Here is a 14,545-nt window from a genome sequence, read left to right as displayed (position 1 = left end):
TCCCCCTACACATTGTATGATCTCTCTATTATTTTGCGTGAATGAACTCAAGATGAAGTTGGAACTTCACGTCACTGCCGACTAAGACACCACCGGCCTCAAGTGCGACGTTCCACGTCAAGTTATAGTCCTCGCGTTTAACTTTACCGTCCACTTCAAAACCGGACCGTGTATTTCCCCAAGGATCGACCCCGCTACCTTCATACTCGACCTGAAACGTTTCCGTCCGCGTGACATCCTTAATCGTCAAAGCGCCTGTCACTTCATATTCGTCACCGGACAGTTTTTTAAATGATGTCACTTGGTAAGTGATGTTTGGATACTGCTCGACATCAAAAAAATCGGCGGATTTCAAATGTGTATCGCGGTCTTTACTGCGCGTATCGATTGAAGCAACGGGAATCGTTACGACAGCGGAAGCATTCTCCAAATCGTTTGCCTCTCCGTTGACATCAAATGTAAAATCACGAAATTCTCCTTTAACTTTTGAAATCATCATATGCTTCACCGAAAATGTGATCGAGCTGTGGTCCTGATCGAGTTGATAAGTAGTCATGGTTCATTCCTCCTCATCTTCACTTCATTTTTTGGCATGCAATGTATTGTTCCTTTTTCTTTTGATTCTAAAACCTTGAAATAGTTATGTCATTTTTTACCTTAAAAAGGCATAATGTATGGTGGAGGTGCTTTATGAGAAGGAAATTATGTATGATATTGATTTTATTAGGTGCATCATATACCCCGCTAACAGTGGGAGCCGAAACGATTTCGAAAGGAATCGACTATACAAGCAAACAAGATCATTCGAGCGGTGTGCCGCAGACGATTCAACAAATCACTGTACAACCGGATCCGGGGAACTACTGGATGACGGGAAAAGGAAGGGATCATGTACTTGCGACGGAATCAGTTCCTTCGCAGGTCAATCGTTCGATGGCTGCCGGGAATCGTGTGGTAGCTGCCGTCAATGCGGATATGTACAAAGTCGCAAGCGGCTTGCCGATTGGTTTGCAAATTCAACAAAATGCCGTATTGGTCAGCCATAGTGTCAAGGAATCAGCGTTAAAATTTCCGTCATTTGTCACCAATGGTCAAGGGAAGCCGGAAATCGGATCATATGGTGTCATCGGAACGTTGAAATCCGCTGCGCGCTCGATGACGATCCATTCTGTCAATCGGAATGAAAATCTAGATAACCGTGTTGGTATTTTTACGAATGCACATCACGTATCTAAAACGATTAATTTTAGCGGGCTTTCGGATGCCATGAAAAAAGAAGCAGCCATTGTCACGTTAAAAGGAAATTCAATCAAAGCATTCAAACTGGGTCAATCCTATGATTGGACGGTACATCAGGTAGATACGACTTTCCGGTCAAACATTCCGATTCCGACAGACGGAGTCGTAGTAGTAGCGTTTGGAAAACAAAAGAAGCCGTTGCTTGACTTAGTCAAAGAAAATAAATTGACTACTCAAATCAATTTAATTCAGATGTCAAATTTACAAGTCAGAAATGATATCCAAGAAGCCGCTTCTGGATACAATTGGCTCGTGAAGGACGGGATTGGACTGGACTTAAATGCATTATCGGAAAATCACGACCGTTTCTTAATGATTGTGCGAAAAGCACGGACATTAATTGGTATAACAGCCAATCAAACGGTTCATATCATGACAGTCGATCAAGGAAGAACGACATCAAAAGGATTTACGATGCTTGAAGCCGTTGCGCAAATGAAACGATTGGGCGCAGTTTCCGCATTAGCCTTTGATGGAGGCGGTTCGACCGAGATGATGGTCCGCCGGGCGGGCGAGTCCCCGGTTCGTACGGTGAATGTACCGGCTGATGGAAGAAGCCGTGCGGTAACGAACAGCTTGATGATTGCGACACGCTACGTTCCGGAAACATCCGTTGCATATATGATTCTTCCGGAACAACCGGAACTATACGTAGGTGAGACACGTCAATTAACCGTCAAACTGACAGATCGAAACAGTCAACCGATTAACGCGAGTCAAAAGAAAATAAAATTGACGGGTCTTGGTGTAAGTGGCATGCAGGTGAAAGCACCGCTACAGCCCGGCAAATGGACAGGGCAGCTGTCTGTGGATCAGGCGAAGCGGTCGGTGACGATCAATGTGACGAACCGTTTATCAGGCATGACGTTTAATGGAGGAAAACCCTTCGCGCTTAAAGTGGGACAAACCGTGAAATTAACAAGTGATGGCTGGTTGAATGGAAGAAAAGTAATCATTCCATCATCAGAAAAAAAATATGGCATGCAGCAACCGATTGCTTCCATCACAAAAGATGTACTGACAGCTAAAAAAGCCGGCAAGACGATGCTGACATTATCAGCTGGCGGACAAACCGTTTCGCTTCCGTTAACTGTGACGGGATCGCAACCGGCATCAAAACCAGTGCCGAAGCCTTCAAACAAATCAATCGTTCTCGACTCGTTCGAAAGCGGGACGTATACGTCAACATCTCCTTACGTTTCAAGCTATACGACGACAGTGAGTACAGAACAAAAAACAGCAGGTCGTTCTTCGCTGAAGCTGACGTATGATTATTCAGGCTGGACGAAACAAAATGGAGCAATGTATATCACGAATCCGAAGTGGAACATCACTGTTCCGGCGACGAAGTTATCACTGGATCTCTATGGTGACCGCAAAGCACCTTGGTTGCGGGCACAGCTGAAGGACGCAAAAGGAAAAGTGCATACGGTCGATTTCGTCAAACGTGTTGACTGGACAGGATTTAAAACCGTTGAGGCGAAAGTGGATCCGGCTTGGCCCGTGCCGGTGCAAGTGCAATCGCTTTATTTCGTGGAAACAGACATGAAGAAAAAGGGACAAGTTCAAAAAAGTAAAGTCTATCTCGATCAATTCAAGGTATGGTACTAAACGACAGGGCAGACTGATAGAATGTGGACGCACCTCCTGTTCCTGTAAAGACTATTTGAATTTTAGATGAAGGCAGGGAGAGGATTTAAAAAATCCTCTTCCTGCCTTTTATAGGATCAGCGGCTTTTCACGAGAAGGTTAACCGCTTCCTTGACTAATTCTTCAGTTTGACCTTCACCTGTTTGTTCTGCTTCTTTCACACATTCGATAAGATTGGAACTCACGACAACACCGATCGTCCGGTCAATCGCGGAACGGGCGGCCGAGAGCTGCGTAATGACATCCCGACAATCCTGACCTTCTTCCATCATCCGTAAAATGCCGCGAAGTTGTCCTTCGATTCGGCTTACCCGATTCTTCATCTTTCGATCATAATCCATTTATTTTCCTCCATTCCAAGATACAATCCGTCTGTTCAATACCTTTATGCTATGCCCATCACGGTATTGCTGTCAATTGAGTCGCTTTTTGAGCTATATTTTTAGAGAGAACAGGGAATATGGATGTGGTGGACAAAAAAATGAAAAAATATCAAAAATTAAATCGATTTCGCGTCAGCTTGCGTATACTATATGATAAGGCTGACTGATCACAAGGAGGAGAAGGATGCATACTCAATCCGATGAATCGCTTTATCATGAGATGCGCAGTGGAGATGAACAAGCCCTCGAAGTACTGTATGACAAGTATGAAAGGCTATTGTTCTCGTTCGCTCATCGCTTTACGAATAACGATCGTTTATCTGAGGAAGTCATTCAAGAAGTGTGGATGAAAATATGGAATGGCCGCGTTGATTTTAATACCGACAAAGGAAAGTTTTCTTCGTGGATTTTAACGATTACCCGTAATGCCGCGCTTGACTGTCTCAGACGGGAAAAACGGCAACCGACGATTGAAGTCGAAGAACGGGACGGTGGATACGACGAACCTGTCGAGCGAACCGTCATCCAGCGTGAAACGGCAACTGAAGTCCGGGACGCTGTCAATGAGCTGAAACCTGATCAACAAGAGTTAATCGAACTTGTTTATTTTAAAGGACTTACCCAGCAACAAATTTCCGATCAATTAAATATGCCGCTCGGAACGGTAAAAACAAGAATCAGGAGCGCCATTCAGGCTCTTCGTAAATTATTAGATGGGAGGGAACGTTGATGGAAGAACGTTGTCATAACTTAATCGACTATTTCAACAACACATTATCAGCCGGAGACCGCGACGCGTTCGAAGCACATTTGGCGACTTGTGATGATTGCAAACAGGCGCTTCAAGACATGCAAGACCTGATGTTGCCCATCGCGGAGTCACTTCCAGCACGACCAGTACCGACAGGCATGAAATCAAGAATTCTTGGAGAAGTTCTCGGTTCGGCGAATGAACCGGTGGAATCGGCTCCGATGAAGGAGACGATTCAAGAAACTTTGCGTCCGTCCGACATGGAAGCCATGCGCGAAAAGAAAAATCAAAAACGTTCGGTTCCACTCGGTTGGCTGATGAGTATTGCAGCTGCGCTGATTTTATCCCTCGGGGCAAATGCCTATTTCTTGTCGCAAGACGATCCGTCTCCGGCGGACGAATTTGCGATGGATGAAGTGAAAGGAATCGGCAATTTTGAAAGTACCGCGTCCATTAAAGGGTCGAGTATGATTTTTACAAAAGATAAAAAAGAGTACATGCTTGTACAATTAAAAGATTTACCGCCGCTTCAGGAAGGTGAACTTTATCAGATGTGGACGATCCAAGGAGACACACCACGTGCGAACGGAATCATTGAAAAAGATGGAGAGGCAGCCGCAGTCTTCCCGTTAAAAGGGGACGGTACCATTGATGCAGTAGCCATTACGGTTGAGCCGGAACCGGATCTTGAGAAACCGACCGGTGAAGTTGTCGCTTCAGCCGTCCTATAAATTTCAGATTTTAAATAATCGAATAAACCGCAGCAAAAAAGAACGTAATCGTGGATTGCGTTCTTTTTTATCGGACTTTTTTAGGCTTGAATCTCTTTTTTATAAAAAAACTGTTCATTTTGGTGAAATTTGATGAGAAGACTGAAGAAATGAGGACAAGCAGACGATACTAATAAGAATGTCAGTCAAAAAGAGAGGCACTTATCATGAAGGAATGGATCATTTTAACGAAACATTATGAAGAGACACTGGTCATCCTGTCGGTCATCGTCGCCATCGTCGGATCCTATGCCTCACTTGAACTAAATCGTCGTCTGGCAAAAGCCGTATCTTTAAAAAAACGCGCCTTGTTTTTATCTTCTTTGACAATGGGATTGTCCATTTGGGGTATGCATTTTATTGGGATGGGTGCATTTGAACTTGCCGTACCGGTCCGTTATGACTGGGGGTTAATGTTTTTATCCATCATTCCCGCTGTGACAGCGGCATGGATTGCTTTTTATCTTTTATATTATTCTGAACTTACCCGCAGGAAGGTCATCGTAGCCGGAACCTTGATGGGAATCGGGATTGCGATGATGCACTATCTTGGAATGGCCGCAATGCGGTTTGAAGGGGATATCCGTTACGACATGCCGTTATTCCTGCTGTCTGTATTGATTGCGATAACCGTCGCGTATGTCGCCTTGTTGTTATTGTATATGACACGACACGTGAATAAAAAACGGATTTTGATTCCGGTTGCGATTTTAATGGGGTTCGGCATTTCGACGATGCATTATGTCGGCATGCTCGGTACGACATTTTGTGTCCCGGGCACTTCCGGGCCCGATAGTACGGCCAGTCCTGTCACATCAAACGTCCTCAGTGACGTCGCTATACCGGTCTTCATCTTCATGATTGTCATTGTTGGTCTTTATGTTCATTTGGAGCGGCGGGCCTTGCAGATGATGGCTTATGCCGATCACCTGACCGGTTTACACAACCGGCGTTGGCTCGATCACCATATGGCGAAGGTCGATGGACAATACAGTCGTACTAAAAAACAGATGACGATGGCGTTGCTTGATTTAGACGGATACAAATGGATCAATGATACGTTTGGTTTTGATCAAGGTGATGCTGTGATTTGTCAGTTTGCAGAGCGGGTGAAGGGGCTGCTCCGGGAAGATGAAGTATGCATCCGCTATAACGGGACCCAGTTTTTCTTAATTCAGGACATTGCCCCCGACGAATTAGAAGATGCTTTCATCGATGTACTCGAAGTAATCCGCCAACCGATTTTGCTGGACGGTCAGGAAATTCACTTAACGGCGACAGTTGGTATCATTGTCCCGAATCCAAATGATACGCTGGAAATGCGGATTGGTCAGATGGAAAGTGCTTTACGGGCCGGGAAAAACGAGGGACGTGACCGCTTCGTCATTTATGATGAGGCACTTCACTCGGATCGCCGGGAGCAACAAATCGTCGGTTCTTTACGCCGTGCCATGACGGATTTCAAGGAATTTAATCTCGTCTACCAACCGAAAATCGCATTAGCGACAGGGAAAGTCGAACAGGCGGAAGTGTTGATTCGCTGGAATCATCCGAAATTCGGTTTTATTTCACCGGCTGAATTCATTCCGCTTGCTGAAAAATACAGTTTGATCCACCGTCTGACACAATGGGTATTGCAGGAAACCGTAAATCAGATGGAAATCTGGCGGGAAGAAGACCACTTCATCCGGCAGGTTTCCGTTAACTTATCAGCGATGCATTTTCGATCGGAATCGCATAATTTGATGATTAAGGAGATTGTTCAACATTCTTTGAGAAACGGCGGTGAATTGCAGCTCCAACTTGAAATCACGGAAACGTCTGTCATGGAAAATCTGGAACGGGCCTTACAGATGCTCGGTGAATTGAAACAGTTGAGCTTGACGATTGCTCTCGATGACTTTGGGACCGGGCTTTCTTCCTTGACCCACTTAAAACACTTACCGATTGATATATTAAAAATTGATAAGTCTTTTATTGACGAGGTACCACATGACGAACGAGGGACGGCCATCACAGAAATGATCATTCAACTGGCGAAGAGTCTTGGCATCGAAGTCGTCGCAGAAGGCGTCGAGACGCTTGAGCAACATGAGTTTTTGAAGCGGCTTGGATGTGATTATGGTCAAGGTTATTATTACAGCCGTCCTGTTCATGTGAAGGACTTAAATCAACAAACGATTGAGCGAACCGTATTGAATGTGGTGTAAGAGCACATCCTATCAATCCAATAACCGATTTTTTACGTATACTGGATAAGCACACGAGGAATATGTGTGCGATGGGGGACGCAACGGCTTCATGAACAGATTCCGGGGAGGAATTTGTTCGACTTGTGCAAGATGCAGACAGAATCGCAGTACATTTAGATAGTCGTCTCTGCCTTCTACTCAATCCAACACCTGTCTGTCCATCACATTACAAAGGCAGCTTCCGCTGAGGGAGCTGCCTTTTTTGTGGAATCATCGATTGGCGGTTAACTGACAACCGGTTTGATCTGTCACAAGGACATTTGTATTAAAGTATTGACCATCACTTTTTAAAATCAATGATTTTTTCTCGGCATTGTAGTCAAGTGTCATTTCTTGATCGAGAAAATGACTCGACCACCGTTTAACGAGAACGGGACCGACATTTGAATCGATCGTCATATCTTCTTCGGTCGCAGCGGAAACGAGCCGGATGCTAAAAATACCGGAATTCCCGCAACCACAGCCTTCCGTATCGTAGTAAAGGTGTAATTGACCGGTTGTCTCACCGCGTAATTGATCGATTCGATGAAGCGCAGCTTCTGTAAATGTGATGTGCATGACATTCACTCCTTTAGTCTGATTATACGACGAATGGAGCCAAAAATAACGTTACTTGCTCACATGGACTTGACGACGCATCCGGACGAGCAAGAAGACATATCCTGCGAGGAGGACGACGACACTACCTAAAACGACGGTGTCGACAAGCCCGTTGTCCGACTGGAAATTGATCGCGATATAAGCCCAAACGAAGACGAGCGGATAAATAGGATCACGGTTCGCAAACATGAATAACAGGGCGACCACTACACCGACACCGAGCATAATCATCGTCCAACCGGCATCTCCGATTCCGAGCCATGAATTGATGTTTTCTGTGTCGATTGTCAAGAAGATATTGGCGATCGTCGCGACCGATACCCATCCGAGATAAAGTGAGAACGGTAACTTAAACCGCAATGCTTTTGTCTCACGGTCGATTTTTGAATAGATGACGATCAGCGAAAGCAGAAGACCGACGATAACGACGACCGACAACGGGAATAATTTGTAGGAGAAGGTAACAATCCATCCGGCGTTGAACAGACAGCTGATTAAAAACCAAGGACCGATTTTTTTAGCGATTTCATGTTCTTTGAATTTCGGGATCGTTTGCATGATGAGCCAAACGAATAATACAAGATAGATAAGTCCCCAAATCGAAAAAGCATAACCTGCAGGTTTAAAATATGTCGTGATTGTATCGGAAATTCGTCCTGTCTTTCCGCCGTCAAGTGCATTGATGGCAATCGTAAAGACGAATCCGAGCCAGTTGAGCCAAATCCATTTGTTTTTCAAAACAAAAACCTCCTTTAATCTCTAAAGGAGGTTTACCCGGATTGTTAAGTCTTTAGACATCAAAGTCGGCTCGTCGGATTTAAAAAGGACATGCCGATGGCCGGGTTTCCGGTATGAGAACCGAGAACAGGTGTTAAATCATCGATTCGGACCGTGACGTCAAATCGTTTTTCGAGGCTTGATTTCCATTCGAGCGCCAAGTCGTAGGCTGTCGCATGGAATAGGGAGACATCGGTCACTGCACCGCTCTCAAGCATTTCAACGAGGTGGTCATAAATCTTGGCATGGGCTTTCTTGAATGTTCGAACCGTTTGATACGGAACGATTTTGCCCTCTTCAAAATGAAACATCGGGCGTAACTGCAGTAAATTACCAACAAAAGCTTTCGTCGAGGAAATGCGTCCGCCTGCCTGCAATTGATTGAGATTTTCGACAGTAAACTCGATGTGGTGGTCGAAGCGGCGATCTAAAATGTACTGCTCGATATCTTCGATTGACATACCGTCTGCTGCCAGTTGCATTGCTTCCGCAAGCAATTGACCTGCCGGATAGATGCCGCAACGGGAATCGATGGCGATCAAGCGGAAACCGGCTATTTCAGCACCTTGAACGGAAGCATTATACGTCCCGCTCAGTTCACTCGATAAATGAATCGCAAAACCGACATCATACTTTTCCTTCAATCGTTCGTAGTGTTCCGTGAACGTACCGATGGATGGCTGGCTGGTCGTGACCTTATGTTTCGCGCCAATCCATTGATAGACGGTTTCCGCCTGCACATCGACGCCGTCCGTGAAGCTTTCCCCGTCCTTCATGACGAGAAGAGGAACGACGGTTAAATCGTCGTGCTGAGAAATCGAATCAGGTAAAATCGTTGTGCTGTCCGTAATCCACGCAATGTTCATACTGTTTCCTCCTTATTTTAGTACCTGATATTAATTGTAGGTGCAAGCATTATCGCTGTCAAATGAACCTTTAATTTTTTTGAACATTTTAGTTGATTAACTGAAGGAATACGCTATAATCGGTACGTGATTAGTAAACTTAAAGTCATCTTATACTAAACTGGACGTAGGGAATGGAGGGAACGGATTGCGGACGATTGGGAATAAGATTAAAAACCTGCGTCTTCAAAAAGGCTTGACGCAAGAAGAGCTTGGAGAAAGAACGGACTTAAGTAAAGGATACATCTCGCAAATTGAACGTGAAATCAGTTCGCCTTCGATTGAAACCCTGTTCAGTCTTCTTGAAGTACTCGGCATATCAGCGAAAGACTTTTTTGACGAAGGGACATTAAATCAGAAAGTCGTATATTCCGAAAAGGATGTTACGCGTTATGAAGACAGCGAGCAGGGATACCATGTCACCTGGTTGATTCCGGAATCAAACGAAAAAGAAATGGAGCCGGTTTTATTGCATCTGACACCAGGCGGGCATTTTAAGGAATATGAACCATCCGGTGCAGAAACTTTTGTTTATGTACTCGAAGGGACGGTTACGTTACGGCTTGGTCGCGAATCGTTTATGGCGACACAAGGTGAAACCTTGTATTATAAAGCTTCTGAAATTCATCAACTAAACAATGAATCGGATTCCGACACGAAACTACTTGTGACAGCAACGGATTCTTACTTATAAGGAGGAAAAACACTTGGCAGATCATACTATCATTCAATTCAACGATGTAACGAAACGGTTTGACGATCAAACGGTTCTAGAGCGGGTCAGTTTTGAAATCGAGCGTGGAAAATTCTATACGTTGCTTGGTCCGTCGGGCTGCGGGAAAACGACGATCTTACGACTGATTGCCGGTTTCACGGAAGCGACGGAAGGCGATATTCTGTTTAATGGAAAACGCATCAACGATGTTCCAGCCAACAAACGGCAGGTCAACACCGTCTTTCAAGATTATGCATTGTTCCCCCATCTAAACGTATTTGAAAATATTGCATTCGGTTTGCGGATTAAGAAGATGAAGGAAGCGGAAATCAAAACGCGTGTTCTCGATGCGTTAAAATTCGTCAACTTATCCGGCTACGAAAAGCGGGAAATCACGGAGATGTCGGGTGGACAACGTCAACGTGTCGCGATCGCCCGTGCCATCGTCAACGAACCGGAAGTCATCTTACTGGATGAGCCGTTATCGGCACTGGATTTAAAACTCCGGACAGAAATGCAGTATGAGCTCCGGGATTTGCAACGGCGCCTCGGGATCACATTCATCTTCGTCACCCACGATCAGGAAGAAGCACTTGCGATGTCCGACGAAATTTTTGTCCTCAATCACGGTTTGATTCAGCAGTCGGGTACACCGACGGATATTTATGACGAACCGATCAACCGCTTTGTTGCTGACTTCATCGGTGAATCAAATATCATTCCGGGAAAAATGTTGACGGATTACCGGGTCTCATTTGCTGAAAAGGAATTTGAGTGTGTTGACCGTGGTCTCGAATTGAATGAACCGGTCGAAATTGTGATCCGTCCTGAAGATTTGGAAATCACGAGTGTCGCCCATGGGAAGTTACGTGTGACGGTCGATTCGCAGTTATTCCGCGGTGTTCACTATGAGATTGCCTGCATGGATGAAGTCGGAAACGAATGGCTCGTCCACAGTACGAAAAAAGCGACGGTCGGTGAGCAGATTGGCCTGACGTTTGATCCGGAAGCGATTCATGTCATGCGTCTGAATGAGACGGAAGAGGAATTTGATAAACGACTTGAATCATATGATGGGGTGTTGTGATGCAAAAGACACGCAACTGGTATCTGATTCCGTATAGTTTTTGGATTGCGTTGTTCGTCATCGCACCAATCGTTCTGGTCGTCTATTATTCATTCCTTGACCTGGAAGGACAGTTCTCACTCGTCAACTATCAGAAATTCTTTACATCCACGTATTTGACGATGACGTTAAGTTCGTTTTGGTATGCGTTTTTGATTACAGTCTTTTCGCTCGCCATCGGTTATCCGACAGCTTACCTGTTGACGAAAACAAAGCATAAACAGTTATGGCTGTTGTTGATCATTCTCCCGACCTGGATCAACTTACTGTTGAAGGCATACGCCTTCATCGGTTTATTCAGCACATACGGGTGGGCGAACCAGACACTCGAAGCGATCGGAATCGGCCGGAAACAGATTTTATTCACCGATTTCAGTTTTGTGTTCGTATCCGTCTATATCTTTATCCCGTTTATGATTTTGCCGATTTTCAATGCGATTGAGAAACTGAATCCGTCGCTCGTTTTTGCAGCACGGGATCTCGGTGCTTCGAACTTCATGACGTTCCGCCGGATTGTCTTTCCGTTGACGCTTGATGGTGTGAAGTCGGGTTGTCAGCTCGTATTCATTCCGGCCCTGTCACTGTTCATGATTACACGTCTGATTGCCGGTAACCGGGTCATCACACTCGGAACAGCAATTGAACAACAATTTCTTGTCACGCAGAACTGGGGAATGGGCGCGACGATCGCCGTCTTCCTGATTATTGCGATGGCCATCATTTTAGCGTTGACGAGTACGAAGCGGAAGAAAGGAGCGACAACAGGATGAAACGATTAAAATTAGCGAATCTTTACTTGATCGGTGTGTTCATCATCTTGTATGCACCGATTCTTTATCTGGCTTTCTACTCGTTCAACAGTGCCGATAACATGACGAATTTTGATTCCTTCACGTGGGATTGGTATAAGGAAGTCTTTCAGGACTCCCGTCTTTTGATTATCGTTTTAAACACATTGGTCATCGCACTGCTCTCCGCTGCGATTTCGACGATTATCGGTGTACTCGGGGCGATCGGGATTCAAGCGGTCCGGAAAAAACGGATCGAAACTTCTCTTTTGACGCTCAACAGTATTTTAATCGTTAGTCCGGACGTCATCATCGGCGCATCGTTCTTGATTTTCTTTACGATGCTTGGGATTCAACTTGGTTTTACATCCGTCCTGTTGTCACACATCGCGTTTTCGGTACCGATTGTCGTCATTTTAGTCCTGCCGAAACTGCAGGAGATGAGTCCGACGCTCGTCGATGCGGCGCGTGATTTAGGCGCAAGCCGATTAGATGTTTTGACGAAAGTTATCCTGCCGTACATCACACCCGGTATCTTTGCCGGCTTCTTCACGGCATTGACGTATTCGCTGGATGATTTCGCAGTGACATTTTTCGTCACGGGAAATGGATTTACGACGTTGTCGGTTGAAATCTATTCCCTCGCGCGACAAGGGATTTCGATGAAAATCAACGCCTTGTCGACCGTGATTTTCCTGTTTACGTTTTTGCTTGTCATCGGCTATTACTTCCTGAACCAACGTTCTGCGATGAAGTTGTCCCGACCGGAGGTGAAATAAGCGATGAAAAAACTCATTCAGTTATTTGCAGCGATCTTCCTCATATCCGGTGTCATCTTATTTTCTTTGAACCGGTTAAATGAAACACAAGGGTACTCGGGAAAAAATGTCTTGAATATCTATAACTGGGGCGATTACATTGATCCGGAACTGATTGATCAGTTCGAGAAGGAATCCGGCATCAAAGTCGTCTATCAGACGTTTGATTCAAATGAAGCGATGTTGACTAAAATCGAGCAGGGGGGAACGACATACGATATCGCTGTCCCGTCCGATTACGCGATTGCGAAAATGATCGAGGAAGATCTCGTGTTGCCGATTGATCAGGCAAAAGTACCGAATCTGAAGAATATCGATTCGCGCTTTTTGAATCTATCGTTTGATCCGGGTAACCGTTACTCGATTCCTTACTTTTGGGGCACCGTCGGAATCGTCTACAATCAAAAATTGATTGGTGACAAAAAGCCGACGAGTTGGAAGGATCTTTGGGATCCATCACTGAAGAATCAGATTCTACTTGCCGACGGGGCACGTGAAGTGATGGGGATGAGCCTGAACAGTCTCGGTTATTCGCTAAACGAAACGGATGAACCGAAATTGCAGGCGGCGAAAGCCAATTTGATGAAGCTGACACCGAACATCAAGGCGATTGTCGGCGATGAAATCAAATTGTTGCTAGCAAACGAAGAAGCCGGTCTTGGCGTCGTCTGGTCCGGTGATGCGAATGAAATCATGAGTGAAAATGAAAACTTGAACTACGTGATTCCAAAGGAAGGATCAAACGTTTGGTTCGATAACGTCGTCATTCCAAAAACAGCTAAAAATGTTGACGGCGCACATGAGTTCATCAACTTTATGTTAGACCCGAAAAATGCTGCCAAAAATGCAGACTATGTCGGATATTCCACGCCGAACGAAGCGGCATTGAAGTTACTGGATCGTGATGTGCGGGAAGATAAGCGATTTTATCCGGACAAACAGGTGACAGACACACTCGAAGTATATGAAAATTTAGGTAAGGAAATGCTCGCACATTATAATGAGCTGTTTTTAGAGTTCAAAATGCATAAGAAATAACAGAAAAGTTGTTGCCCAGGCGGGTAACAACTTTTTTTGAACTATTTTTTAAAGAAATATATGTAAAGTGAATATTATTTTTAAAATAGGGGAATGAGATACTTATCAAAGTATTTCAAGGGGGAACATACCATGAAACAAATTTTTGGACTTATTTTAACTGCTGCACTGACGATGAGCTTGGTCTCAGGTCCTTCATATAACACATCTGTAGAGGCGGCTACACCGACAGACGTTGACTGGTTAAAACAAGTCAAGACAAGTGCAGTGACAGCCAAATCCATCGATGGTAAAGTAAAACTAGAGCAAACCACATTGGCGCAAGTACATAAAGCGTACAAAGGGGAAAAAAATTCAACATGGTGTCAAAGTGGCAAAGGATTGACCGTACCGAATCAAGCTGTCCATTACTGTTCGACATTCGGCGTCCCGGATCGTAAAGCAAAAGTATCTGCCGTCGTCTATAATCCCAAAAATATCAAGCGGACGATTTCTGTTCAAGAAGTAAAAAAAGCATATCCAACTGTAAAATTCGATAAAACTTTCAATTTGGCGACTGTTTCTGCAAAAGAGGTCAACATTTATCTAAATTTAAATTCTGACCGTACACAAGTCATGTCAATTCTAGTAAAATATAACTAATGAACAAAGGATGACCTTTTGGCCATCCTTT

15 protein-coding genes are annotated in these 14,545 nt (G+C 44.7%); 10 read left to right on the top strand and 5 right to left on the bottom strand.

The features are described from left to right. Positions 1-28: 28 nt before the first annotated feature. Complete coding sequence (locus ACHA8N_RS14180; RefSeq protein WP_147510368.1) at positions 29-556, bottom strand: YceI family protein; 528 nt, start codon at positions 554-556, stop codon at positions 29-31. 152 nt (positions 557-708) lie between these two features. Between ACHA8N_RS14180 and ACHA8N_RS14175 the strand changes: the two genes are divergently transcribed. After that, positions 709-2,910: a phosphodiester glycosidase family protein gene (locus ACHA8N_RS14175; RefSeq protein WP_393966090.1), complete on the top strand. Its 2,202-nt coding sequence runs from the start codon at positions 709-711 to the stop codon at positions 2,908-2,910. Between the two features lie 116 nt (positions 2,911-3,026). On the opposite strand, the gene ACHA8N_RS14170 is transcribed toward ACHA8N_RS14175, so the two are convergent. Next, the gene (locus ACHA8N_RS14170) at positions 3,027-3,290 is read right to left on the bottom strand and encodes a metal-sensitive transcriptional regulator (RefSeq protein ID WP_114595009.1); all 264 of its coding nucleotides are present in this window, start codon (positions 3,288-3,290) and stop codon (positions 3,027-3,029) included. A 226-nt stretch (positions 3,291-3,516) separates the two neighbouring features. Between ACHA8N_RS14170 and ACHA8N_RS14165 the strand changes: the two genes are divergently transcribed. The 3 genes from ACHA8N_RS14165 to ACHA8N_RS14155 all read left to right on the top strand — a co-directional run bounded on the left by ACHA8N_RS14165 (position 3,517) and on the right by ACHA8N_RS14155 (position 7,063). Beyond that, positions 3,517-4,062: an RNA polymerase sigma factor gene (locus tag ACHA8N_RS14165; protein ID WP_393966089.1), complete on the top strand. Its 546-nt coding sequence runs from the start codon at positions 3,517-3,519 to the stop codon at positions 4,060-4,062. After that, positions 4,062-4,814: an anti-sigma factor gene (locus ACHA8N_RS14160; protein ID WP_393966088.1), complete on the top strand. Its 753-nt coding sequence runs from the start codon at positions 4,062-4,064 to the stop codon at positions 4,812-4,814. Before ACHA8N_RS14165 ends, ACHA8N_RS14160 begins: the two co-directional genes overlap by 1 nt. Positions 4,815-5,020: 206 nt before the next feature. After that, the gene (locus ACHA8N_RS14155) at positions 5,021-7,063 is read left to right on the top strand and encodes a putative bifunctional diguanylate cyclase/phosphodiesterase (RefSeq protein WP_393966087.1); all 2,043 of its coding nucleotides are present in this window, start codon (positions 5,021-5,023) and stop codon (positions 7,061-7,063) included. Positions 7,064-7,315: 252 nt separating this feature from the next. On the opposite strand, the gene ACHA8N_RS14150 is transcribed toward ACHA8N_RS14155, so the two are convergent. From ACHA8N_RS14150 to ACHA8N_RS14140, 3 genes are read right to left on the bottom strand one after another with little or no spacing between them, the layout of a single operon-like run. After that, positions 7,316-7,663: an iron-sulfur cluster biosynthesis family protein gene (locus tag ACHA8N_RS14150; RefSeq protein WP_147510373.1), complete on the bottom strand. Its 348-nt coding sequence runs from the start codon at positions 7,661-7,663 to the stop codon at positions 7,316-7,318. Positions 7,664-7,714: 51 nt separating this feature from the next. After that, on the bottom strand, positions 7,715-8,443 hold the full coding sequence (locus ACHA8N_RS14145) for a TspO/MBR family protein (protein ID WP_393966086.1): 729 nt from the start codon (positions 8,441-8,443) through the stop codon (positions 7,715-7,717). 59 nt (positions 8,444-8,502) lie between these two features. Beyond that, positions 8,503-9,348: a DegV family protein gene (locus tag ACHA8N_RS14140; protein WP_393966085.1), complete on the bottom strand. Its 846-nt coding sequence runs from the start codon at positions 9,346-9,348 to the stop codon at positions 8,503-8,505. Positions 9,349-9,535: 187 nt separating this feature from the next. Between ACHA8N_RS14140 and ACHA8N_RS14135 the strand changes: the two genes are divergently transcribed. From ACHA8N_RS14135 to ACHA8N_RS14110, 6 genes are all read left to right on the top strand, one after another. Further along, positions 9,536-10,081, top strand: a complete 546-nt coding sequence (locus tag ACHA8N_RS14135) for a helix-turn-helix domain-containing protein (protein WP_147510376.1) — start codon at positions 9,536-9,538, stop codon at positions 10,079-10,081. Positions 10,082-10,094: 13 nt separating this feature from the next. Further along, positions 10,095-11,189: an ABC transporter ATP-binding protein gene (locus ACHA8N_RS14130; protein ID WP_393966084.1), complete on the top strand. Its 1,095-nt coding sequence runs from the start codon at positions 10,095-10,097 to the stop codon at positions 11,187-11,189. Next, the gene (locus tag ACHA8N_RS14125) at positions 11,189-11,998 is read left to right on the top strand and encodes an ABC transporter permease (RefSeq protein WP_393966083.1); all 810 of its coding nucleotides are present in this window, start codon (positions 11,189-11,191) and stop codon (positions 11,996-11,998) included. Before ACHA8N_RS14130 ends, ACHA8N_RS14125 begins: the two co-directional genes overlap by 1 nt. Continuing rightward, positions 11,995-12,795 carry an ABC transporter permease gene (locus tag ACHA8N_RS14120; RefSeq protein WP_147510379.1) on the top strand — a complete coding sequence of 267 codons (801 nt, stop codon included), beginning with the start codon at positions 11,995-11,997 and terminating at the stop codon, positions 12,793-12,795. The genes ACHA8N_RS14125 and ACHA8N_RS14120 overlap by 4 nt, the downstream gene beginning before the upstream one ends. A 3-nt stretch (positions 12,796-12,798) precedes the next feature. Beyond that, positions 12,799-13,872 (top strand): ABC transporter substrate-binding protein, encoded by a 1,074-nt coding sequence (locus ACHA8N_RS14115; RefSeq protein ID WP_393966082.1) that lies wholly within the window; start codon positions 12,799-12,801, stop codon positions 13,870-13,872. Positions 13,873-14,004: 132 nt separating this feature from the next. Continuing rightward, a complete protein-coding gene (locus tag ACHA8N_RS14110; protein ID WP_393966081.1) occupies positions 14,005-14,514 on the top strand; it encodes a hypothetical protein in 510 nt (169 codons plus the stop codon). Positions 14,515-14,545 lie beyond the last annotated feature (31 nt).

The sequence above is a fragment of the Exiguobacterium sp. S22-S28 genome, from assembly GCF_043359615.1.
Classification (GTDB): domain Bacteria; phylum Bacillota; class Bacilli; order Exiguobacteriales; family Exiguobacteriaceae; genus Exiguobacterium_A.
The sequence above is the reverse complement of the archived record's forward strand: the minus strand, read 5'-3'. Positions and strand labels throughout refer to the sequence as shown.

What these genes read in the sequence shown, in the direction of transcription:
- ACHA8N_RS14180 (WP_147510368.1), bottom strand. Translation starts at nt 556, where the DNA reads ATGACTACTTATCAACTCGATCAGGACCACAGCTCGATCACATTTTCG.
- ACHA8N_RS14175 (WP_393966090.1), top strand. Translation starts at nt 709, where the DNA reads ATGATATTGATTTTATTAGGTGCATCATATACCCCGCTAACAGTGGGA.
- ACHA8N_RS14170 (WP_114595009.1), bottom strand. Translation starts at nt 3,290, where the DNA reads ATGGATTATGATCGAAAGATGAAGAATCGGGTAAGCCGAATCGAAGGA.
- ACHA8N_RS14165 (WP_393966089.1), top strand. Translation starts at nt 3,517, where the DNA reads ATGCATACTCAATCCGATGAATCGCTTTATCATGAGATGCGCAGTGGA.
- ACHA8N_RS14160 (WP_393966088.1), top strand. Translation starts at nt 4,062, where the DNA reads ATGGAAGAACGTTGTCATAACTTAATCGACTATTTCAACAACACATTA.
- ACHA8N_RS14155 (WP_393966087.1), top strand. Translation starts at nt 5,021, where the DNA reads ATGAAGGAATGGATCATTTTAACGAAACATTATGAAGAGACACTGGTC.
- ACHA8N_RS14150 (WP_147510373.1), bottom strand. Translation starts at nt 7,663, where the DNA reads ATGCACATCACATTTACAGAAGCTGCGCTTCATCGAATCGATCAATTA.
- ACHA8N_RS14140 (WP_393966085.1), bottom strand. Translation starts at nt 9,348, where the DNA reads ATGAACATTGCGTGGATTACGGACAGCACAACGATTTTACCTGATTCG.
- ACHA8N_RS14125 (WP_393966083.1), top strand. Translation starts at nt 11,189, where the DNA reads ATGCAAAAGACACGCAACTGGTATCTGATTCCGTATAGTTTTTGGATT.
- ACHA8N_RS14120 (WP_147510379.1), top strand. Translation starts at nt 11,995, where the DNA reads ATGAAACGATTAAAATTAGCGAATCTTTACTTGATCGGTGTGTTCATC.
- ACHA8N_RS14115 (WP_393966082.1), top strand. Translation starts at nt 12,799, where the DNA reads ATGAAAAAACTCATTCAGTTATTTGCAGCGATCTTCCTCATATCCGGT.
- ACHA8N_RS14110 (WP_393966081.1), top strand. Translation starts at nt 14,005, where the DNA reads ATGAAACAAATTTTTGGACTTATTTTAACTGCTGCACTGACGATGAGC.